The organism is Microvirga sp. Mcv34 (assembly GCF_024519725.1).
Lineage (GTDB): Bacteria > Pseudomonadota > Alphaproteobacteria > Rhizobiales > Beijerinckiaceae > Microvirga.
Window position 1 is genome coordinate 1 of sequence record NZ_JALJRK010000054.1, and the last position, 22,331, is coordinate 22,331.

21 protein-coding genes are annotated in these 22,331 nt (G+C 65.8%); 17 read left to right on the forward strand and 4 right to left on the reverse strand.

Features of this window, described 5'->3' with window-relative positions:
- Nucleotides 1-135: 135 nt before the first annotated feature.
- Nucleotides 136-1,800: an electron transfer flavoprotein-ubiquinone oxidoreductase gene (locus OC446_RS21840; RefSeq protein ID WP_262031124.1), complete on the reverse strand. Its 1,665-nt coding sequence runs from the start codon at nt 1,798-1,800 to the stop codon at nt 136-138.
- Between the two features lie 225 nt (nt 1,801-2,025).
- On the opposite strand from OC446_RS21840, the gene OC446_RS21845 reads away from it, so the two are divergent.
- From OC446_RS21845 to moaB, 4 genes are all read left to right on the forward strand, one after another.
- The gene (locus OC446_RS21845; RefSeq protein WP_262031125.1) at nt 2,026-2,598 is read left to right on the forward strand and encodes a methylated-DNA--[protein]-cysteine S-methyltransferase; all 573 of its coding nucleotides are present in this window, start codon (nt 2,026-2,028) and stop codon (nt 2,596-2,598) included.
- 61 nt (nt 2,599-2,659) lie between these two features.
- Nucleotides 2,660-3,496, forward strand: coding sequence for a uracil-DNA glycosylase family protein (locus tag OC446_RS21850; RefSeq protein ID WP_262031126.1), 837 nt, complete (start codon nt 2,660-2,662; stop codon nt 3,494-3,496).
- Nucleotides 3,497-3,583: 87 nt separating this feature from the next.
- Complete coding sequence (locus tag OC446_RS21855) at nt 3,584-4,450, forward strand: neutral zinc metallopeptidase (RefSeq protein WP_262031127.1); 867 nt, start codon at nt 3,584-3,586, stop codon at nt 4,448-4,450.
- A gap of 131 nt (nt 4,451-4,581) precedes the next feature.
- On the forward strand, nt 4,582-5,136 hold the full coding sequence (gene moaB, locus OC446_RS21860; protein ID WP_262031128.1) for a molybdenum cofactor biosynthesis protein B: 555 nt from the start codon (nt 4,582-4,584) through the stop codon (nt 5,134-5,136).
- On the opposite strand, the gene OC446_RS21865 is transcribed toward moaB, so the two are convergent.
- Entirely contained in the window at nt 5,137-5,628 is a 492-nt protein-coding gene (locus OC446_RS21865) for a hypothetical protein (RefSeq protein WP_262031129.1), read from the reverse strand.
- 123 nt (nt 5,629-5,751) lie between these two features.
- Between OC446_RS21865 and OC446_RS21870 the strand changes: the two genes are divergently transcribed.
- The 5 genes from OC446_RS21870 (at nt 5,752) to OC446_RS21890 (ending at nt 12,009) form a co-directional block, all read left to right on the forward strand.
- Nucleotides 5,752-6,933, forward strand: coding sequence for a PA0069 family radical SAM protein (locus tag OC446_RS21870; protein WP_410055111.1), 1,182 nt, complete (start codon nt 5,752-5,754; stop codon nt 6,931-6,933).
- Between the two features lie 151 nt (nt 6,934-7,084).
- A complete protein-coding gene (locus OC446_RS21875; RefSeq protein ID WP_262031130.1) occupies nt 7,085-7,726 on the forward strand; it encodes a ribonuclease HII in 642 nt (213 codons plus the stop codon).
- Between the two features lie 157 nt (nt 7,727-7,883).
- Nucleotides 7,884-9,080 carry a site-specific DNA-methyltransferase gene (locus OC446_RS21880; protein ID WP_262031131.1) on the forward strand — a complete coding sequence of 399 codons (1,197 nt, stop codon included), beginning with the start codon at nt 7,884-7,886 and terminating at the stop codon, nt 9,078-9,080.
- Nucleotides 9,081-9,220: 140 nt separating this feature from the next.
- The gene (locus OC446_RS21885) at nt 9,221-10,201 is read left to right on the forward strand and encodes an ABC transporter substrate-binding protein (RefSeq protein WP_410055112.1); all 981 of its coding nucleotides are present in this window, start codon (nt 9,221-9,223) and stop codon (nt 10,199-10,201) included.
- Nucleotides 10,198-12,009 (forward strand): ABC transporter permease, encoded by a 1,812-nt coding sequence (locus tag OC446_RS21890; RefSeq protein ID WP_262031132.1) that lies wholly within the window; start codon nt 10,198-10,200, stop codon nt 12,007-12,009. The genes OC446_RS21885 and OC446_RS21890 overlap by 4 nt, the downstream gene beginning before the upstream one ends.
- A 24-nt stretch (nt 12,010-12,033) precedes the next feature.
- Here the strand turns inward: OC446_RS21890 and OC446_RS21895 are convergent, their stop codons facing one another.
- Entirely contained in the window at nt 12,034-12,894 is an 861-nt protein-coding gene (locus tag OC446_RS21895; protein WP_262031133.1) for an alpha/beta fold hydrolase, read from the reverse strand.
- Nucleotides 12,895-13,101: 207 nt separating this feature from the next.
- On the opposite strand from OC446_RS21895, the gene OC446_RS21900 reads away from it, so the two are divergent.
- On the forward strand, nt 13,102-13,998 hold the full coding sequence (locus OC446_RS21900) for a LysR family transcriptional regulator (RefSeq protein WP_262031134.1): 897 nt from the start codon (nt 13,102-13,104) through the stop codon (nt 13,996-13,998).
- Here OC446_RS21900 and mutY read toward each other — a convergent pair whose 3' ends face one another.
- Complete coding sequence (mutY, locus tag OC446_RS21905; RefSeq protein WP_262031135.1) at nt 13,999-15,102, reverse strand: A/G-specific adenine glycosylase; 1,104 nt, start codon at nt 15,100-15,102, stop codon at nt 13,999-14,001.
- A 57-nt stretch (nt 15,103-15,159) separates the two neighbouring features.
- Between mutY and OC446_RS21910 the strand changes: the two genes are divergently transcribed.
- The 7 genes from OC446_RS21910 to OC446_RS21940 all read left to right on the forward strand — a co-directional run bounded on the left by OC446_RS21910 (nt 15,160) and on the right by OC446_RS21940 (nt 22,331).
- A complete protein-coding gene (locus OC446_RS21910) occupies nt 15,160-15,669 on the forward strand; it encodes a DUF721 domain-containing protein (RefSeq protein WP_262031136.1) in 510 nt (169 codons plus the stop codon).
- Between the two features lie 72 nt (nt 15,670-15,741).
- Nucleotides 15,742-16,380 (forward strand): DsbA family protein, encoded by a 639-nt coding sequence (locus tag OC446_RS21915; protein ID WP_262031137.1) that lies wholly within the window; start codon nt 15,742-15,744, stop codon nt 16,378-16,380.
- 45 nt (nt 16,381-16,425) lie between these two features.
- On the forward strand, nt 16,426-19,884 hold the full coding sequence (gene smc / locus OC446_RS21920) for a chromosome segregation protein SMC (RefSeq protein ID WP_262031138.1): 3,459 nt from the start codon (nt 16,426-16,428) through the stop codon (nt 19,882-19,884).
- Between the two features lie 341 nt (nt 19,885-20,225).
- A complete protein-coding gene (locus OC446_RS21925; RefSeq protein WP_009764741.1) occupies nt 20,226-20,597 on the forward strand; it encodes an AtpZ/AtpI family protein in 372 nt (123 codons plus the stop codon).
- Nucleotides 20,598-20,656: 59 nt separating this feature from the next.
- Nucleotides 20,657-21,385: a F0F1 ATP synthase subunit A gene (locus tag OC446_RS21930; protein WP_262031139.1), complete on the forward strand. Its 729-nt coding sequence runs from the start codon at nt 20,657-20,659 to the stop codon at nt 21,383-21,385.
- A 55-nt stretch (nt 21,386-21,440) separates the two neighbouring features.
- Nucleotides 21,441-21,665: a F0F1 ATP synthase subunit C gene (locus tag OC446_RS21935; RefSeq protein ID WP_009764739.1), complete on the forward strand. Its 225-nt coding sequence runs from the start codon at nt 21,441-21,443 to the stop codon at nt 21,663-21,665.
- Between the two features lie 117 nt (nt 21,666-21,782).
- Entirely contained in the window at nt 21,783-22,331 is a 549-nt protein-coding gene (locus OC446_RS21940; RefSeq protein WP_262031140.1) for a F0F1 ATP synthase subunit B', read from the forward strand.

Here is a 22,331-nt window from a genome sequence, read left to right on the forward strand (position 1 = left end):
AGGATGAGGTGGAGGGTTGGGGAGGAGAGACGTGGGCGGTCACGACCGGTCCCCGGATCAAGTCCGGCCATGACGACGGAGGGTGTTGCTCCCGGCCGAAGCCTCAGCGGAGGGAAAGGGAGCTCGAAGACCACGTCACATATTGACGTAGTTGGGTCCGCCACCGCCTTCGGGGGTGACCCAGGTGATGTTCTGGTTCGGGTCCTTGATGTCGCAGGTTTTGCAGTGGACGCAGTTCTGCGCGTTGATCTGGTAGCGCGCACCACCCTCGCCCTCGACCCACTCGTACACCCCAGCCGGGCAGTAGCGCTGCGAGGGACCGCCATAGACGTCGTGCTCGGACGCCTTCTGCAGCCCCATGTCCTTGACCTTGAGGTGCACCGGCTGGTCCTCCTCGTGGTTGGTGTTCGACAAAAACACCGAGGACAGCTTGTCGAAGGTCAGCACCCCGTCCGGCTTGTCATACGTGATCGGCTTGACCTGATCGAGCGGCAGCAGGCATTCGTGATCCGGCTTGCCATGCTTCATCGTGCCGAAGGGCGACCAGCCGAACAGCTCGGTCAGCCACATGTCGAGCCCGCCCAGCGCCACCCCGGCCGCCGTGCCGTACCGCGACCACAGCGGCTTGACGTTGCGCACCCGCTTGAGATCGTACCCGATCGGCGAGGCGCGCCAGGCCTCCTCGTACGTGGCGACCTCGTCGTGAGACCGGCCCGCCTGCAGGGCGGCGAAGACATGATCGGCGCAGAGCATGCCCGACAGGATGGCGTTGTGGCTGCCCTTGATGCGCGGCACGTTGACGAAGCCGGCCGAGTCGCCGACCAGGCAGCCGCCGGGGAAGCTCAGCCGCGGCACCGACTGCCAGCCGCCCTCCATGATGGCGCGGGCCCCGTAGCCGATGCGCTTGGCGCCCTCGAACACGTCGCGCACCATCGGGTGCGTCTTGAAGCGCTGGAACTCCTCGAACGGCGACAGGGTCGGGTTCTTGTAGTTGAGGTGGACCACGAAGCCGACCGACACCAAGTTGTCGTCGAAATGGTACAGCCAGGAGCCGCCGCCCGCATTGTTCGGCAACGGCCAGCCCATGGAATGGCGCACGAGGCCGGCCTGGAACTTGTCCGGCTGCACCTGCCACAGCTCCTTGATGCCGATGCCGTATTTCTGGTGATCGCGGCCCGCATTCAGGCCGAAGCGCTCGACCATCTGCTTGGTGAGCGAGCCGCGCGCGCCCTCGCCGAAGATCGTATACTTGGCGCGCAGCTCCATGCCGCGGGTGAAGTTGGCGTTGGGCTCGCCGTTGCGGCTGATGCCCATATCGCCGGTGGCGACGCCCACCACCGTGCCATTCTCGACCAGAACCTCGGAGGCTGGGAAGCCGGGATAGATCTCGACGCCGAGTTCCTCCGCCTTGCGGCCGAGATAGCGGGCGACATTGCCGAGCGAGCCGACGAAGTTGCCGTGGTTGCTCATGAGCTTGGGCATGAACACGTTGGGCAGCGTCACGCCTCCCGCATGGCCGAGATACATGAACTCGTCCGCCGTCACCTCCGTCTTGAGCGGCCGGTCCGGATCCTGGCGCCAGTCCGGCAGGAGGGCGTCGAGGCCGATGGGGTCGATCACGGCTCCGGACAGGATGTGGGCGCCGACCTCGGAGCCCTTCTCGACCACGACGACGGAGAGATCCGTGCCCTGCTCCAGCGCCTGCTGCTTGAGCCGGATCGCCGTGGCCAGACCCGCCGGACCCGCCCCCACCACAACGACGTCAAACTCCATCGATTCACGGGCGGGCAGATCGGACATGGTTTCCTCCTGATACGCGGCAGCAGCGTTCGAAAATGGCATATGGTTTACATATGAACCATCTTCTCGATTTCTCAAGTCATTCTCCTAGCTTCATTGCTGCGAAGCTGAAAGTTCTCATTCCGCATAAGGTCATGCCGAAACCCGATGAAGGCCGCCTGCTCACGGGCAACGGCGAAGGCCGGTGCGGGTTGTTCGGCCGGGACCGGAGGTCTACAAAGGGGCATGCGGAAACATCCGTCCGAGTCCCCGGCGTTCTACACGCTGTTCGAAACCTCGATAGGCCCCTGCGGCCTTGCCTGGAACGGGCGCGGCGTGATCGGCTTTCAGCTTCCCGAAGGCGACGTCTCCGCGACCCGCGGCCGGCTGGCGAAGCGGTTTCCCGGGATCGTCGAGGTTTCGCCGCCACAACACGTCCAAGGCACCATCACGGACGTGGCCGCTCTATTGCAGGGCGAGGCGCGCGATCTGACGGGTGTTGCCCTGAACATGGATGATGTTCCGGACTTCGACCGTCGCGTCTATGAGATCGCCCGCGGTATCCCTCCCGGCCGTGTCCTGACCTATGGCGAGGTCGCCTCCCGGCTCGGCATCAACAACGCCAGGGCAATCGGCCAGGCGCTTGGACGCAATCCCTTCGCGGTGATCGTGCCCTGCCATCGGGTCGTCGCTGCGAACGGCAGGCCGGGCGGCTTCTCGGCGAATGGCGGCGCCACGACCAAACGCCGTCTCCTTGCCATCGAGGGGGCCCGGCGCGACGAGAGCCCGACCCTGTTCGACCTGATGTCGGAGGGGTAAACCCCTCGGTTCTTTGCGGGCGCGAGTTGTTCCCCCGGCCCGGAATGCTTACATAGACCCCATGCAGGATCTCCCTTCCGACCGCGACGCTCTCCAGGCGCTCCTCGACTTCCATGTCGAGGCGGGCGTGGACCTCGCGCTCGACGAGACTCCGCACAACCGCTTTGCCGAGCCCAAGGCCGAGCGCTCTCCGGCCAGGGCGCCGGCTGCGGGCTCCGCCCCCAAGGCGTCTGCGGCTCCTTCCGCCCCCTCCCCCCGCGCCCTGCCGAAGGCGGCCGCGAGCGCTCCGGAAGAGGTGGCGATCATGGCTCGGGAGCAGGCCCGCCATGCGCAATCCCTGGAGGAACTCGAGGCCATTCTCGCGGGCTTCGACGGCTGCGCCCTGAAGTTCTCGGCTAAGAACCTCGCCTTCGCTGACGGCAATCCGGAAGGCCGCGTCATGCTGGTGGGCGAAGCGCCCGGCGCGGACGAGGACCGGATCGGCAAGCCGTTCATGGGCCGCTCCGGCCAGTTGCTCGACCGCATGCTTGCCACCATCGGGCTCGACCGCACCCAGGTCTATGTGGCCAACATCGTGCCCTGGCGCCCGCCGGGCAACCGCACGCCGACCCCGCAGGAAATCGCCATCTGCAAGCCGTTCATCGCGCGGCAGATCGAGCTGGCGTCCCCTGAGATCCTGCTCTGTCTCGGCGGCCCCGCCGCCCAGAACCTGCTCGGCCTCAAGGACGGTATTCTGCGCACGCGCGGCCGCTGGTATAGTTACAAGACCGAGGATGGGCGGGAGATGAAGGCGTTGCCGACCTTGCATCCGGCCTATCTGCTGCGCCAGCCCCTGCAGAAGCGGCTCGGCTGGCGGGATTTCCAGGCGTTGCGTCGGGCTCTCGACGGTCGGGAGTGAAGGCTCTCGCGGACCGGCTCGGAACCGCTTTATATGCTTAAGCCTTAAGCATCTGCGGCGAGGATGCCGCTGCCTTGAAGGTGGATCATGCGCTGGGAAGATTTTCGAACCTCGTCCAATGTGGAAGACCGTCGCGGCATGGGCATGGGCGGCGCGGGTGGTCTCGGCATCGGAACCATCGTGATCCTGGGCCTCGTCGGCTGGGCGCTCGGCATCGACCCGCGCATCCTGATCGGCGGCGCCGAGATGATGACGGGCGGCGGTTCCGGCTATCAGCAGCAACAGCAGGGACGCCAGGGCACGCCGCAGGACGAGGCCGGCCGCTTCGCCGCCGCCATCCTGGGCAACACGGAAGACGTCTGGAAGGAGGTTCTGCCCCAGCAGGCCAACCGGCAATACCAGGCGCCGAAGCTCGTGCTCTTCTCGGATGCGACCCGGTCCGGCTGCGGCGGCGCGCAATCGGCCATGGGGCCGTTCTACTGCCCGCTCGACCAGACCGTCTACATCGACCTCTCCTTCTTCCAGGAAATGCAGCAGCGCTTCCGCGCCGGCGGCGACTTCGCCTATGCCTACGTGCTGGCCCATGAGGTCGGCCACCACGTGGAAAACCAGCTCGGCATCCTGCCGCGCGTCCAGGAGCGGCAGCAGCAGGTCGGGCGAGCCGAGGGCAACCAGCTTTCCGTTCGCGTCGAGCTGATGGCCGATTGCCTCGCCGGCGTCTGGGCGCACCATTCCAATCAGCGCTGGCAATCGCTGGAACAGGGTGACATCGAGGAAGCGATCCGCGCGGCCGAGGCCATCGGCGACGACCGGCTGCAGAAGCAGACCCAAGGCCGCGTGGTCCCCGACAGCTTCACCCACGGTTCCTCCGAGCAGCGCATGCGCTGGCTCACGACCGGCTTGAAGAGCGGGCAGGTCCAGGCCTGCGATACCTTCCGGGCGGCGAAGCTCTAACCTTTCGCACCTTTTCGTCATGGCCGGGCTCGTCCCGGCCATCCACGTTTTAATCGGCTGAAAGACGTGGATACCCGGTACAAGGCCGGGTATGACGAATGAGATGAATGTTTTTATGCAGGCTGAGACCCATGCCCGGCATCGACGACAGGCTCCCCTTCATTCCCTTGTCCATCGCGGTGCTCACGGTATCCGACACGCGCTCGCTCGATGAGGACAGGTCGGGCACGACGCTGGCTGAGCGCCTGACCGCGGCCGGGCATCGCCTGGCCGACAGGGCCATCGTGACCGACGACGTCGAGGCGATCCGCGGCAAGGTTCAGGGCTGGATCGCCGATTCCACCATCGACGTGGTCATCACCACGGGCGGTACGGGCTTCACCGGCCGTGACGTGACGCCGGAGGCCATCGAGCCCCTGTTCGACAAGCGGATGGAGGGGTTCTCCGCCGTCTTTCACCGCATCTCCTACGACAAGATCGGCACCTCGACGATCCAGTCGCGGGCGACGGCTGGGGTCGCCGGCACGACCTTCGTCTTCGTGCTGCCGGGCTCCCCCGGCGCCTGCAAGGACGCCTGGGACGGCATTCTGGCGAACCAGCTCGACTACCGGTACAGACCCTGCAACTTCGTCGAGATCATGCCGCGCCTCGACGAGCACCTGAAGCGGGGAAAGCTGAGAGGGTGATTACCCGAAGACCGGGTCGCGCTCGATGGTGGCGGAGAGTCGAACGGGCATGCGGGCCCTTACCTCTTTCAACAGCACCCGGCGGTGAACCAGATCGCCGGCGCGCACCTTTGAATCCGCGAACAGATTGGTGAGAGCACTCGCCACGCCGCCGCGCCGACGCCGCATTCTGGCAAGCCCCTGCTCAGGCCTGGAGAGCGCCACGAACCGGTCGAGCACCCGGATCCAGCCCTCCTGCGGAATGTCGCCGTCGTCGAGGCACAGCAGCCAGTCGCGCCGGGCCACCTTCACTCCTTCGATCCAGGACCCCCGCTGGGCGACCACCAGGGTCGCCCCCGCGGCATCGGCCACCTTCGCCAGGATTTCATCCTCCCCGTCGGCCAGGATGACAGCATCGCCGATCAACCCGGCGGCAACGGCCGGAACGAGGGCGCTTAAGGTGGCGGCAAGGGCCTCGGGCCCGTGGGATACGCGAACGAGAATAGTAATCATATGAACATCATAGCCGCTCCAATCCCGGGCGTCGCTAGGACATTCTCGACTTTGCGCTCTTGATTTTGTTCCTGTTTTGTTCTTAAGTTGGCGGCCTCAGACACAGATTCGTTCGAGGCCGCCATGAACGTTCCCGCCAAAGATCCCGCCCGCGATCCGTTCCGCACCCGGCCCGTGAAGCGCACGCCCCTGGAAGCCGCCGAGGCTGCGCGTCGGCGCATGGATGATCCGGCCTACAGGGTCGAGGTGGAGCGCCGCCGGGGCCGGGGCGCCTCAGCGAACCCGTCGGGGCGTTTCGAGCCGGCGCAGCGGGAGAGCTTCGACGACGGCTGGGATCTCGCGGAAGAGCTTCCCACCCTGCCGACCGAGGTCATCGTCGAGAAGCCGCGCACGATCATCACCCGGAACGACTCGCCCGACATCCTCTTCGAGAAGTCGATCAACCCCTATCGCGGCTGCGAGCACGGCTGCTCATACTGCTTCGCGAGGCCGACCCACGCCTTTCAGGGCCTGTCCTCCGGGCTCGATTTCGAGACCAAGATCTTCGCCAAGCCCAATGCGGCGGAACTGCTTGAGAAGGAGCTGCGGGCCTCGAACTATCAGCCGACGACGATCGCGCTCGGCTCCAACACCGACCCCTACCAGCCGGTGGAGCGTCGCTTCCGCATCACCCGGTCCATCCTGGAAGTGCTCGACCGAATGAACCATCCCGTCGGCATCGTGACGAAATCGACCCTCGTCACCCGCGACATCGACATCCTAAGCCACATGGCCGAGCGGCAGCTCGCCAAGGTGGCGATCTCGGTCACGACCCTCGACCCGAAGCTCGCCCGGCGGATGGAGCCCCGCGCCGCCGCGCCGGCGAAGCGCCTGGAGACGATCAGGAGTCTGTCCGAGGCCGGCATCCCCGTGTCGGTCCTCGTCGCTCCCATCATCCCGGCGATCAACGACCATGAGATCGAGGCGATCCTGAAGGCCTGCGCCGAGGCCGGCGCCCAGGAGGCGGGCTACGTGCTCCTGCGCCTGCCTCACGACCTCAAGAACCTGATGCGCGACTGGCTCGCCGAGCATTATCCGGACAAGCTCAAGCACGTCTTCACCCTCCTGCAGGAGGCGCGCGGCGGCAAGGATTACGATGCCGAGTGGAGCACCCGCCAATCCGGCATCGGCCCCTATGCCTGGATGCTCGGTCGCCGCTTCGAGACGACGGCCGAGCGGCTCGGGCTGAACAAGCGGAATCTGAGATTGCGCAAGGACCTGTTCCAGGTGCCGCCGAAGGAGACGGGACAGTTGAGCTTGTTTTGAGGCTTTATCTCGCATGTCATCCCGGACGGAGCGTCACTCCGGCCCCGCGATCCCTAGTCGGCTACGCCGTCTGGGATGACATTGGCTCCTGCACCTCTCGCGACACTCGGCGGGGATGACAGCGACCGGCGTTCCCGCTTTCATCCCGCGCATGACAGATGCGATTCGCCTGAAGCAGAAACCCGGCCTCGGCCTCGACCGCGAGCTTTCCGCCCGGGCGCAGGGCTTCACCTGCATCGCGGGCCTCGACGAGGTCGGGCGCGGGCCGCTGGCCGGGCCGGTGGTGTCGGCGGCGGTCGTGCTCGATCTCGACAACGTGCCGAAGGGCCTGGCCGATTCGAAGGCCCTGACGGCGGCCAGGCGCGAGGCGCTGTTCACGGAAATCCTCGCGACCTCCCATGTGGGCATCGCGTCGGTGTCGCATCAGGAGATCGACACTATCAACATCCGGCAGGCCTCCCTGCTTGCCATGTGCCGGGCGCTCGCCGCCCTGCCCTGCACGCCCGACATGGCCTTCGTGGACGGCAACGATCCACCCGCCCTGCCCTGTGCGACGGAGGCGGTCATCAAGGGTGATTCGTCCATCGCGTCGATCGCGGCGGCGTCCATCGTGGCGAAGGTGGTTCGCGATCGCATGATGGCGCGGCTCGGGAACGCTTACCCCGCCTATGGTTTTGCCTCGAACGCGGGCTACAGCACGAAGGCGCATCTTACCGTGATCGCCAGCGAGGGTCCCTGCCCGTTCCACCGCCTGAGTTTCTCGCCCCTGCGCCAAGGGTTACTGGACCTGTAACCTCCCTTAACGCTGATTAACGAAAAAATCCAATATTTTCAATGCGTAGGCAAGTTTTGCCGATCCAAAATATTTGGACTTTCTCGCATTTGGAAACCTCCTCTTTACCCTATCCGATCATGATCCTGAGTGTCAGTTGCGTAACCGGTGATCACCCATGGGTACCTTGCGTACCGGGGCTGCCGGCGCCGCCTCCCGGATCAGTGTCTCGCGTACCGGGCGGTCTGCGCCGGCTCCTCGGACGGGGCGTAAACCGCCCCTCTCCGTTCTGCCGCCGTCTCTTCCTCTCAATGAGATTCTTCTCGGCGACTGCATCGCCAATCTCGAGAAGCTTCCTCCTGAGAGCGTGGACGTGGTCTTCGCGGATCCGCCTTACAATCTCCAGCTCGAACAGGCGCTGACGCGCCCGGACCAGAGCCTCGTCGACGCGGTCGACGACGACTGGGACAAGTTCGCGAGCTTTGCCGATTACGACGCGTTCACCCGCGCGTGGCTTCTCGCCGTGCGCCGTGTGATGAAGAAGAACGCGACGCTCTGGGTCATCGGCTCCTATCACAACATCTTCCGCGTGGGCGCCGCCCTGCAGGATCTCGATTTCTGGATCCTCAACGACATCGTCTGGCGCAAGGCCAATCCGATGCCGAACTTCAAGGGCCGCCGCTTCACCAACGCGCACGAGACCATGATCTGGGCCTCGAAAAGCGCGGAATCGAAGGGCTACACCTTCCATTACGACGCGCTCAAGGCCGGCAATGAAGACGTGCAGATGCGCTCGGACTGGTTCCTGCCGATCTGCACCGGCGACGAGCGCCTGAAGGATGCACAGGGGCGCAAGGTCCATCCGACGCAGAAGCCCGAGGCCCTGCTCGCACGCATCCTGCTCGCCTCGTCCAATCCGGGCGACGTGGTGCTCGATCCCTTCTTCGGTTCCGGCACGACGGGAGCCGTCGCCAAGCTGCTGGGCCGCAACTTCATCGGACTGGAGCGGGATTCGACCTATGCCAAGGCGGCGCGGGCACGGATCGACTCGGTCGAGCCGCTCTCCGACGTGTCGGTCGCGGCAGCTCCGGAGAAGCGCACGGAAGTGCGCGTGCCGTTCCTGTCGCTCATCGAGGCCGGCCTCGTGAAGGCGGGGGAGACGCTGGTGGACGAGCGCCGCCGCCACAAGGCGGTGGTGCGTGCCGACGGCACGCTCGCTCTCGGCGCCATCGTGGGCTCGATCCACAAGATCGGCGCCCTGACGCAAGGGTTCCCCTCCTGCAACGGCTGGACCTTCTGGAATGTGGAGCGTGACGGTAAGCTCGTCTCCATCGACGAGTTCCGGGCGAAGGTGCGCGCCGAAATGGCCGCTTGACCTTTTCTTCGAATTGGATTTTCCGAGAGGGCCAGCCGAAAGCTGGCCCTTTTCCTTTAGCGCACTAACCTATCGTCATAGAGGCGTCATCCAAGGCCGCTAGCGCGGGGAAAGCCTTACTGAAAGAGAGGAACTGCCCCGTGTCCTTCAAGCGTCTCCTGCCTCTGCTCGCCTTTCTTGTGCCCGCCATCGCGCAGGCTCAAGGGCTCTCCGGCAACCTCGTTCTGTATACGAGCCAGCCCAACACCGACGCGCAGCAGACCATCGATGCCTTCAAGGCCAGGAATCCCGGCGTCAATGTCACCTTCGTGCGCGACGGAACGCCGAAGATTCTCGCCAAGCTGAGCGCCGAGTTCGAGGCCGGGCAACCCCAGGCCGACGTGCTGCTGATCGCCGACAGCGTCACCATGGAGGGCCTGAAGAAGGAAGGCCGGCTTCTGGCGCACGAGAAGGCCGACGTCTCCGCTTACCCGGCGGGCACGCACGACAGCCAAAAATTCTGGTTCGCCACCAAGCTGATCACCACGGGCATCGCCTACAACACGAAGGCGACCTTCAAGCCGTCTTCCTGGCAGGATCTCACGCGGCCCGAGGTCAAGGGGCAGCTCGTGATGCCGAGCCCGCTCACCTCGGGCGCAGCCCTCATCCACGCCGCGACGCTCACAGGCACCATGGAAGGCGGCTGGAAATACTACGAGGCGCTCAAGGACAACGATGCCGTCGCCGGTGCCGGCAACGGCGACGTGCTCAAGCAGGTGGCCGGCGGCCAGAAGCTCTACGGCGTGATCGTCGACTACATGCCGATCCGCGAGAAAGCCAAGGGCGCCCCGGTCGAATTCGTGTTCCCGAAGGAGGGAGTCTCGGCGGTGTCCGAGCCCGTCGCCATTCTGAAGAGCACGAAGAATCCGGACGCCGCCCGCGCCTTCGTCGACTTCCTCCTCTCGAAGGAAGGACAGGAACTGGCGCTGAAGCAAGGCTACATCGCGGCCCATCCCGCCGTCGCCCTGCCCGAAGGCTATCCGGCGCGAGAGCAGATCAAGGTCATGAGCTTCGACGCCGCCAAGGCGCTTGCGGACGAGACCAAGAACAAGGCGGCCTTCGCCGACATCTTCGGCCAGTGAGAGATCGCTTTCAGACCAAGCCATTCCTGGAGCGGGGAGGTTTCGGCCTTCTCGCTCTTGTCGCTTTGCTCGTCTTCGCCTTCGACGTCCTGCCCGCCCTGCGATTACTGATCGCCGCACTCCTTCCCGGCGGCTCGTTCAATCCGGATGCGATGTTCGCGGCGCTCTCCAGCCGCTCGGCGTTGAGCGCGGCCCGCGCGACGCTCGACACGGCGCTCTGGTCGACCGTCCTGGCGCTGCCCCTTGGCACGGCCATGGCGCTTGTCCTCGGGATCACCGATCTGCGCGGACGCCGCATCGCGTCGTTCCTGTTCGTCCTGTCGGTGATGATCTCGCCCCAGGTGATCGCGCTCGCCTTTCTGCACCTGACAGGCCCCGCCTCCCCGATCCTGAATGCGCTGGGTCTTGCGCCCGACGCGGGCAGCGCCAATCCGATGCTCGGGCGCGGCGGCATCATCCTGGTGCTCGGCCTGCATCATGCGCCGCTCGTCTACGTGGTGATGAGCGCAGGACTGAAGCGCATTCCCCTCGCCGTCGTCGAGGCGGCCCGCATCGACGGCGCGCGGCCACTCGGAATTCTCACCGACCACCTGATGCCGCTGCTGCGCCCGCATCTCGTCGCCGCGGCCCTGCTCGCCTTCGTGGCCGGGATCGGCAATTTCGGCATCCCGGCGCTTCTCGGCGCACCCGTGAACTACCTGACGCTTCCGGTTCTCATCTACCGCCGCCTGTCGAGTTTCGGCACCGGCATGATCGGCGACGTATCGGCCCTCGGCCTTCTCGTCGCGGCCATCGCCATCGTGTGCGTTGCGGCCAGCCAGTTTCTCACACGCAAGGACGCCGTCCATCTGGAGGACGACACGTCGCTGAAGCCGTTCTGGTTTCTCGGTCGTGCGCGGATCGCGGGTGAAGTCTTCGTCGTCGCCGTCCTGGCCGTGACCCTTCTTCTGCCGATCCTGTCGCTCATGGCGGCGGCCCTCGTCCCCTCCTACGGCATGCCGCTTTCGCTCACGACGATCACCCTCGATAATTTCGTCGAGGTGCTGGCACGCCAGGACGTCACGATCCGCGCCTTCGCGAACTCGCTGCTTTATGCGGGCGGAGCGGCCCTGCTCCTGGCCTTGATCATCGTACCCGTCGCCTATGCATTGATCCGCTTGATGGGGCGATGGAGAATCCTCGCGGTCTCGCTCATCGAGATCTCCTACGTGCTGCCCGGCATCGTGCTGGCCATCGCGTGCATTCTGCTCTTCCTGAAGCCGCTGCCGCTCGTGCGCGTCTCGCTCTACGCGACGCCGTGGATCATCGTCTTCGCCTATCTTGCCCGCTTCCTGTCGGTGGCGTTGAAGCCGGTGCTCGCGGGAATGGCGCAGATCGACGTCGCCCAGGAGGAAGCCGCGGCCATCGACGGGGCACGACTGGCGCAGCGGCTCTTCGGCATCGTGCTTCCCTCCCTGCTGCCCGCCGCCGTCGCGGGCGGGTTGATGGCATTCCTGCTCGCTTTCAGCGAACTCACGGTTTCGGCTCTTCTCTGGTCCGCCGGGACGGAGACCATCGGGGTCGTGCTCTACAATCTCGAGGAGGCCGGCCTTGCAAGCCAGGCCTCCGCCGTCGCCATCGTCATCGTCGCCGTTGTGACTGTCGCCATGCTCGTCCTTGATGCGTTGGGCAAGTATCTTCCCGAGGGTGCCCTGCCCTGGCAATGCGAGGAGGATGCACCCGCGCGCTCAGGTCGCGGCCCGGATCGGGCAATGCTTCACGCCAGCGGCGCCCGGCAGCTCAAGCCAAGGCCCGCTTTGAGCACGTGAACAATCGCAGCCGGAATGGTCCGGTCAGGCCGCCGCCGACCTGCCATGAGCACCGAGCCACTCCAGCAACTCAGCGTCGAACAGATCGCTCTCCTCGAGCTGCGGCGTATGTCCGCTCTTCTCGAAGACGCGCACGGTCAAATTCTTGAAGCTTCCGCGATACGGGTCCCATGTCGCATAGGGGGCAACGAGATAATCGTAGCGTCCCAGAGCCAGAAAGACCGGGATATCGATGGTCTCGAGTCCCTGCCTGATATCAAGATCACGGAAGGTCTCGCCCCAGAGGTGATCGAAGACGGGCATGTTCACATGGACGCCTTCCCAGAGCGGCTCCGCATCGTATTGGTAGTCGTACCAGCTCTTCGCACCGAGGCGGATGCAGAAGGTGATGAAGCGTTTTTCCGGCGCGGCCTCGATCTCGGCGGGCAGAAGCGCGAGGTCGCTCGCGAGCTTCGCCTTCCTGTCGGGACAGACGGATTCCCGCCAGTACCGCTCCGATTCCTCACGATGCACTGCGCTGTGGCTCGGCCCCGTGCCGATCATCACGATGTCGGAGACATGCTGGGGATAGCGCTTGGCGTATTCCAGCGCCATGTAGCCGTGGCCGGAATGGCCAATGACAATGACCTTCTCGTGCCCGAAATGACGCCTCGCAAGCTCGATATCGTCCAGCACCACGTCAAGGCCGTACTCGGCGGGCTGCAGATCCTTGGCCGTCTTCGCGAAGCCGCGATGGTCGACGAAAATCATCTGAAGCGATTGGCGCAACGTCTGCGAGAAGACGCGTGGGTAATAGACCGCGCTGCCGATCACGATGGCGGGTCTGCCCTGCCCCTCGACCACATAGGCCAACTCGAAGCCGTCGGATGGAATGATGCCATGCATGTCGCCGTTCCCGGACGCGAAAAACCTGGGTGGTTTTCCTCGAAAGCTCTCGGCTTGTGAAGTCCCCCCACCCCTTCACGCGTGAACGGCACTCTCATGAGCATGTGCGGCTGCGGAAAAGGTGACTTCGAGCGATGGTGGGCTCGTCCCCAGGCCATCGGAACATGCCCCTATGCCGAACCCGGTCCAACGCTTTAGCATCCTGTCATGGCTTCTTCGTCTCTCGACCCCTTCCGCCCCGCCTTCGCCGAACCGTCCTGGGACGACCTGCGGATCTTTCTCGCCGTGGTGGCTCATGGATCGATGAACAGCGCCGCGAAGGCGCTCGGCCAAAGCCAGCCGACCATCGCGCGGCGCATCAAGGCGCTGGAGGAGACCCTGGGCCTCACCCTCTTCCAGCGCGGGCCGAACAACCTCGAGCTGACGGAAGCCGGACAGGCCGTCCTCGACGCGGCGAGCCCCATGGGCGACGCGGCCACCATCGTGTCCCGGATGGCCGCCGCCTACAGGCCCGATCCCGACGCGCCGGTGCGGATCACCGCCACCGCCTCGGTGACGCTGTTCCTGTCCCTCTACGCGGCAGAGCTGCACGAAGCCGCCGCGCCCGTGGAAATCGCCTATATCCCGACCCGCCGCAGGCTCGATCTCGCCTCGGGCGAGGCGGATATCGGCCTGCGGATGCGCAATCTGGCGGAGGGAACGGATGATCTGGTGGCGAGGAAGGTCGGACAGATCGCCTTCGCCATGTATGCCCGGACGGACAATCCCACAGCGGTCATCGCGCCGCCGGAAGACCCGACGCTCTCGCGCCAGGCTGCCTACGTGGCCGAGTTCGCCCAGGGACGCACTATCGCCGCGAGGATCGGCGACATGCCGATCCGCTATCAGGCGGCCAAAGCCGGCCTCGGCGCCGCCTTCCTGCCCTGCTGGCTCGGCGATTCCGACCCCGACCTCATCCAGATCACGAAGCCGGAGGGTGATCTGATCGAAGACGTCTTCCTGGTCATGCACCGCCGCAGCCGGAACCGCCCCAACGTGGCCCGGGTGGCGAATGCGCTGGCTGCGCTGTTCAAGAAGAACAAGAAGGCGCTCATCGGCGCCTGATCAGGCCTTCTCTGAGGTTTTCCCTTTCCCGCCCGGCATCTCCCCCAACGCGTGCACGAGCACCTTCTTCATGGCGCCGGGCAGCGCCTCCTCGTGCAGTTGGAGGCGCGGCGTCCAGCGCATGTCCTCGGGCGCAGGCGTTCCCTTGGCGACCTTGGCGAACAGGACCGTGAGCTCCAGCGAGAAATGGGTGAAGACGTGTTTCACCGTGCCCGGCAGGCGTTGCCACCGGGCTTCGATGGGAGCGTCGAGCACGGCGCGGGAAGGCTCGTAATCCGGCTCCCAGGCGCTCGTCGGCGGCTCGGCCATACCGCCGAGAAGTCCCTGCGGCGGACGGGTGCGGAGCAGGATCGTGTCGTCGGCGCGCAGGACCACGAACGCCGCCCCTTTGCGCAACTGGCCGGCTTCCTTCTTCTGCTTCTTCGGGAAGGCCTCCTGCAGGCCCTCGGCCCGGGCCCGGCAGGGCACCATCCAGGGGCAGAGCGCACAGGCCGGACGCTTGGGCGTGCAGATGGTGGCGCCCAGATCCATGACGGCTTGCGCGAAATCGCCCGGCCGGTCTTCAGGCACCAGGGCGTCGGTCAGGGACCGGATCAGGGGCTTGGCCTTGGGCAGCGGCTCCTCGACCATGAAGATGCGGGACATGACCCGCTCCACGTTGCCGTCCACGGCGGCCGCCTTTTCGTTGAACGCGATGGCCGCCACGGCCGCCGCCGTATAGGCGCCGATGCCCGGGAGTTTCAGGAGTTCCGCCTCCGTGCCCGGGAAATGCCCCCCGTGCCGCTCCACGACGGCCTTGGCGCAGGCATGGAGGTTGCGCGCGCGGGAATAGTAGCCGAGCCCCGCCCAGGCCTGCATCACCGCCTCGGAAGGCGCCTCGGCCAGCGATTCGACGCTCGGGAACCGCTCGAGGAAATTCAGGTAATAGGGTTTGACCGCCGTCACGGTCGTCTGCTGCAGCATGATCTCGGACAGCCAGACGCGGTAGGGATCCGCCGTCACGCCCGGCTTGGCGCGCCACGGCAGGTCCCGCCGGTGACGGTCGTACCAGGCGAGGAGATCCTGAGGGTCGGGCTTGGTCGCGCTCGGGGCGGGCGTTAACATGGGATTCGGAATAGCGTTCTACACGGAATATTCCAACGCGGCTTTTGGACATTCAACATGAGACGACCGAGGCCTCTTGCCCGACCCCTTGCCGAGTTTCTCGACGTCTGCCTGTCTCCCAGCCTGGCGGCGCAAGGCTTTGCGACCTCCGACATCATCATGGCCTGGCCCGACATCGTCGGAGAGCGGCTTTCCGCCTTCACCCAGCCGCTCAAGATCGAGTGGAAGCGCAAAAGCCCCCATGCCGACCCGGAGGCGCGGCCCGACCCGGCCACCCTCGTGATCCGGGTCGAGAGCGCCTTCGCCCTGGAACTCCAGCATCTGGCTCCAACCGTCATCGACCGGGTGAACACCTATTACGGCTGGCGCTGCATCGGGAAGCTGGTGCTGAAACAAGGACCCGTGAGGCGGGTTGAGAAAAAGCGCCCGGATCCCCGCCCCCTCACCCCCGCGGAGAGGGACAAGGTGGACAGGGCCGTCGGGTCGATCGAGGAGGAATCCCTGAAGGCGGCCCTCGACCGGCTGGGCCAGGCGATCGTCAGCTCCGGTTCACGCACGAAAGCGTGAGATAGTGGGCGCTTGCCTCCAAGGCCAAGTCATTCTACCGCAGGACGAAATCTCTTCAGGAGCTTCCCCACGATGATCACCCGGCGTCAGACGCTTCAGCTTCTCGGAACCGCAGCCGCGACCGTTTACTTCGGCATGAGCCTTCCGGCGCTCGCCCAGAACGTGTCGGTTCAGGACCTCGCGGTCCAGGGGCCTATGGGCGACATCGCCCTCGGCCCCGCCGACGCCAAGGTGACGATCATCGAGTACGCCTCGATGACCTGCTCGCACTGCGCCCATTTCCATGCCACGACCTGGCCCGAGCTGAAGAAGCGGTACATCGATACCGGCAAGGTCCGCTTCGTCCTGCGCGAATTCCCGCTCGATCCTCTGGCGACGGCTGGCTTCATGCTCGCCCGCTGCGACGGCAACGACAAGTATTACCCGATCACGGACCTGCTCTTCGACCAGCAGAAGAACTGGGCTTTCGTCGACAAACCCCTCGATGCTCTCCGGGCCATGCTCAAGCAGGCAGGTTTTTCACAGGAAAAATTTGATGCTTGCCTCAAGGACCAGAAACTATATGACGCAGTCAACGCGGTGAAGAACCGGGCGATGGAGCAGTTCAAGGTGGACTCCACGCCTACTTTCTTCATCAATGGTCAGCGCCATCCTGGAAGCCTGTCGATCGATGAGCTTGAAAAAATCATCAAGCCGATGCTCGGAGAGTAACCTCCGCTACCCTGCTCCCGAAGGGCGGGACGGGAAGGCGCGTCCATGAAGCTGACGCGCCTTCGCATTGCAGGCTTCAAGACCTTCGTCGAGCCGACGGACTTCCTGATCGAGCCAGGACTGACCGGCGTCGTCGGGCCGAACGGCTGCGGCAAGTCCAACCTCGTCGAGGCCCTGCGCTGGGTCATGGGAGAGAACTCCCACAAGAACATGCGCGCCACGGGGATGGACGACGTCATCTTCTCCGGCTCCGGCGGCCGCCCGGCCCGCAACTGGGCCGAGGTGATGCTCACCATCGACAATATGGAGCGCACGGCCCCGGCCGCCTTCAACGACAGCGATCTCCTCGAAATTTCCCGCAAGATCGAGCGCGAGGAAGGCTCGACCTACCGGGTCAACGGCAAGGAAGTGCGCGCCCGCGACGTGCAGATCCTGTTCGCCGATGCCGCAACCGGATCACGCTCTCCCGCTCTCGTCCGTCAGGGCCAGATCAGCGAAATCATCTCCGCCAAGCCCCAGGCCCGCCGCCGCATCCTGGAGGATGCCGCCGGCATCGCCGGCCTCCATGCCCGCCGGCACGAGGCGGAGCTGCGCCTCAAGGCCGCCGAGGACAATCTCGTCCGCGTCGAGGACGTGATCCGCGAACTGGAAAGCCAGATCGAGAGCCTGAAGCGTCAGGGCCGCCAGGCGTCCCGCTACAAGAATCTCTCGGCCGAAATCCGCCGCCTCGAAGCCCTGATGTACGCCATCAGCTTCGCCGAGGCCCGTGAGCAGGCCGCCACCGCCGAACGGCAGGTCGCCGAGGACCTCAAGGCGGTCGCCGACGCCACCGAGGAGCAGACCCGGGCCGCCACCGCCCAGGCCGTCGCCGCCCACGGGCTTCCGGCCCTGCGCCAGGCCGAAGCCGCCGCCGCGGCCGCCCTGCAGCGCCTGACCCATGCCCGCAACGAGCTCGAATCGGAAGAGCGCCGCTCCAAGGAGCGCGTGGTCGAGCTCGAGCGCCATATTGGCGACCTCAACCGGGACATCGCCCGCGAGGCGGCGCAGCGCACGGATGCCCAGGCCACCATCGAGCGGCTTCAGTCCGAGGCTGACGAGATCGCGCTCACTACCGACGGAGCGGACGATGTCCGCGCCGAGGCCGAGGAGCGCCTGCAGACGGCCGAGGCCGAGTTGGCGGAAGCCGAAGCGGCCCTGAGCGCCCTTCAGGCCCAGACCTCCGACCTCAATGCCCGCCGCGCCGCGCTCGAACGCGCCGTGCGCGAGGAAATGGATCGCGCGTCCCGCTTCCGCTCCGAGAAGGAACGACTGGAACGCGAGATCGCCGCGCTCTCCGGCTCGCCGGAGGATGGCCCCTCCCTCGACGATCTGCGCGAGGAAGCGGCGATCGCCGAGGAGACCGCGCAGGGTGCCGAAGAGGCGGTGATCGAGGCGCGCGAAACCCTCTCAGCCGCCCGCGAGGCCGAAAACCGCCTGCGCCAGCCTCTCAACGAGGCCGAGCGCACGGCCCAGCGCCTGGAAACCGAGGCCCGCACGCTCGCCAAGCTCGTCACTTCGGCGACCAGCGACCTCTGGCCCCCGGCGGTCGACCAGATCACGGTCAGGAAGGGTTACGAGACGGCCCTGGGTGCCGCCCTCGGCGACGACCTCGAAGCCTCGATCAACCCGACGGCGCCGCACCATTGGGCCGAAACCCATGCGGGCGCGGACGATCCCGCCCTGCCGGAAGGCGTCACATCCCTGGCGGATCTCGCCCAGGCCCCGTCCCAGCTTCAGCGCCGCCTGCGCCAGATCGGCGTGGTGAGCAAGGCCGACGGCCTGCGCCTGCGTGGACTTCTGAAGCCCGGCCAGCGCCTCGTGAGCGAAGAGGGCGATCTCTGGCGCTGGGACGGCTTTACCGCCGCCGCCGAAGCGCCCTCCCCGGCCGCCCGCCGCCTGGCGGAGAAGAACCGTCTCGGCGATCTGGAGCGCGAGGCCGCTGCGGCCCGCGAGCAGGCCGAGCATCTGCGCCATGAGGCGGAAGCGGCCCTCGAGGCTGTCCGCAAGGCCGCCTCCCATGAGATGCAGGCCATCGAGGCGGCGCGCCAGACCCGGCAGGCGCTCGATGCCGCCCGGACGCGTCTCACGGCCGCCGAACGCAAGGAAGCCGAACTCGGCCAGCGCCGCTCGGCCCTGCAGGAGGGCCTCGCCCGCCTGTCCGAAAGCGAGGCGGAAGCCCTGGAGCGTGTGCAGGATGCGCAGGGTGCCCTGCAGGACCTCGCCCCCGCGCCGGATCTCGAAAGCCGCCTGCTCGAAGAACGCACCCGCGTGGCGGAGCGCCGGGCCGCCGCCTCCGAGGCTCGCGCCGCCCTCCAGTCCCTCATGCACGAGGGGGAGCTGCGCCGCCGCCGGCAGGATTCGATCGCCGCCGATATCCGCCTCTGGACCGAGCGCTCAGCCCGCGCGGCCAAGGCCTTCGAAGACTTGGGCGAGCGCCTGGAGCGCGCCCAGGACGAGCACCAGCGCCTGCTGGAGGCCCCCGATACCTATCTCCAGCGCCGTCGCGCCCTTATGGCCGAGGTCGAGGAGGCCGAGGCGAAGCGCAAGGAGGCCGCCGACCGCCTCGCCGATGCGGAGACGGGCCTCGCCGAATCGGACCGGGCCGCCCGGGCGGCCCTGGAGGCCCTGTCGGCCGCCCGCGAGGCGCGCGCCGGCTCGCAGGCCCGCCACGAGGCCGCCATCGCACGCTTGGCCGAGATCACCCGCAACATCGCTGAGCACCTGGAGACGACACCGGCCGGGCTGATCGAACTCGCGGGCCTCAAGGAAGGCTTCGAGCTGCCCTCCCACGGCGAAATCGAATCCAAGCTTCATGCTCTCAAGAACGACCGGGAGCGCCTCGGCGCGGTGAACCTGCGCGCCGACGAGGAACTGACGGAACTCGAGACCAAGTACAACGGCATCGCCGGCGAGCGTGACGACCTCGTCGAGGCCATCAAGCGCCTGCGCCAGGCCATCGGCAGCCTCAACCGCGAGGGCCGCGAGCGCCTGCTCGCCGCCTTCGACGTGGTGAACAACCACTTCAAGCAGCTCTTCTCCACCCTGTTCGGCGGCGGCACGGCGGAATTGACCCTGGTCGATTCGGACGACCCGCTGGAGGCGGGCCTCGAAATCCTCGCCCGTCCGCCCGGCAAGAAGCCGCAGAGCATGACCCTGCTCTCGGGCGGCGAGCAGGCCCTGACGGCCACCGCGCTGATCTTCGCGGTGTTCCTCACGAATCCCTCGCCGATCTGCGTGCTCGACGAGGTGGACGCGCCGCTCGACGACGCCAACGTGGAGCGCTACTGCGCTCTCCTGGAGGACATGGCCCGCCAGACCGAGACGAGGTTCGTGGTCATCACCCACAACCCGATCACCATGGCCCGGATGGACCGCCTCTTCGGCGTCACCATGGCCGAACGGGGCGTCTCGCAGCTCGTCTCCGTCGACCTGCAGAGCGCAGAGCGTATTCTTGAGGTAGCCTAGCGCATCGTGCGGACCCAGCGGGCCGCGCTAGCGAAAAGTGGTCCCGGTTTTCCGGCCTTTACGATGCGCCAGCTAAGAAAAGCAGCATCGGATGGATCCTAGAAGTGGAATCCACTTCTAGGCCCGATGCTGTAAGGCTTTCAGGGCCGCCTTGCTTCAGCCTCAAAAACATGTGCGCTTTCGCCCTGAAGGCGCCCCAAAAGATCGTTATTCGAACTATTTCAATGACTTAGATCTTTTCAGACGGTTCTTGACAGGGTGGACCCCCGCTCATATGGTGCGCCCGGCTTTCGGGGCTGGGCTTCCAAGCATTTTCCCGCAACGCTTCAAAGGAGATCGCAATGGCGGACCCCAACGAGCGGAACGGTGACAATGAGCGGAAACCGGGCAGCGCCGACGATGCCGACCTGTCAGCGAGACTGCAATCGCTCGACGCACGGATCTCCCAAGCATCCGCGCAGCGAGCCGAAGCGGAACCTCGCCCCCGCCCGACGTCCGATTCCAGCGCTCTCGGCCAAGCCTTCAGGCTCTCGGCCGAATTCGTTGCAGGAGTGGCCGCCGGCGGAATTCTGGGTTGGATTGTCGACCGTTTGTTCGGGACTTCCCCTTGGGGTCTGATCGTTTGTCTGATACTCGGCTTCTGCGCCGGGATGCTCAATCTGATGCGAGCAGCCGGGATGGTCAAATCCGCCCGGTATGACGACAAGCGGTGACGGACTGGTCTTTCGAACGCCGAACGGCAACTGACAACATCGAACTTTGAGAGCGGATCATGGCGAGCCCGATCGAACAATTCCAGATCAAGCCCATCATTCCGGTCATCAATTTCACCAATTCGTCCCTGTTCATGATCGGCGCCGCCGCCGTGATCGTGGGTGGTCTCCTGCTGGCGACCCGCAAGCGCGCCGTCGTTCCGGGCCGCGCCCAGTCCATGGCCGAAGTCCTGCACGATTTCGTCGCCAACACCCTGGTCGACGCGACAGGCAAGGAGGGGATGAAGTTCTTCCCCCTCGTCTTCTCTCTCTTCATGTTCGTGCTGACCGCGAACATGCTCGGCATGATCCCGGGCTTCTTCACGGTCACCAGCCACATCATCGTCACCTTCGCCCTCGCGCTGCTCGTCATCGGCACGGTGGTGGTCTACGGCTTCATGAAGCACGGCACCCACTTCCTCGGGCTCTTCGTGCCGTCGGGCGTGCCGGCATGGCTCCTGCCCTTCATCGTGGTGATCGAGCTCATCTCGTTCCTCTCGCGCCCGATCTCTCTGTCCCTGCGTCTCTTCGCGAACATGCTCGCGGGACACATCGCGCTGAAAGTTTTCGCAGGCTTCGTGGTCAGCCTCCTGGCGGCCGGCGGTGGCCTGATGATCCTCGCTCCGCTGCCGCTTCTCATGGCGGTTGCCCTCATGGCGCTCGAGTTCCTCGTCGCCGCTCTGCAGGCCTACGTCTTCACGGTGTTGACCTGCATCTACCTCAACGACGCGCTGCACCCGGGCCACTAGGTCTGCGCTGAGTTACACCTTCCCTCCCGATCACAGTATTCCCAAGGAGATCACAATGGATCCGGTTGCTTTCAAGTTCCTCGGCGCGGGCCTCGCCTGCATCGGCATGGGTCTCGCCGCTATGGGCGTTGGCAACATCTTCGGTAACTTCCTGTCCGGCGCTCTGCGCAACCCGTCGGCTGCCGACGGCCAGTTCGCCCGCGCGTTCATCGGTGCGGCGCTCGCAGAAGGTCTCGGCATCTTCTGTCTCGTCGTCGCTCTCGTTCTGCTCTTCACCTAATCTCAAGACGGTGATCGGGAGGTCGAGGCGCGCTTAAGCGCTTCGCCTCGACAGGGGTGACGGCGGGCTCAACCGCCGTCATTCATGTTTGTAGGACCGTATACTAGGAACTGCTCCATGGCTCAGGCTCAGACGAACCACGCCACAACAGAGGCCCCCGGCGGCGCTCACGAGGATATCGGCTTTCCGCCCTTCGAGACGGAAACCTATGCCGGTCAGCTCCTCTGGCTGGCGATCACCTTCGTGGTGCTCTACACCCTGCTTTCCAGGCTGGTTCTCCCGCGTCTGGGCGGAATCATCGAGAACCGCCGCGCGATGATCGCCAACGATCTCGACGACGCGGCCGGTATGAAATCCCGCGCCGAAGAAGCCGGCGCCGCTTACGAGCGGGCCCTCGCCGAAGCCAAGGGCCGCGCCCAGGCTCTCGCGCAGGAAACCCGCGCCAAGCTCTCGGCCGAGAGCGACGCCAAGCGCAAGGCGCTCGAGGCCGACCTCAACCAGCGTCTCGCCGACGCCGAGGCGACGATCTCCGCGAAGAAGTCAGAGGCAATGAGCCACGTCGACGCCATCGCCCGCGACACCGCTTCCGCCATCATCGAGCGCCTGACCGGCAAGGCTCCGGCCCCGCAGAAGGTCGAAGCCGCTCTCAACCAGATCAAGGCCTGA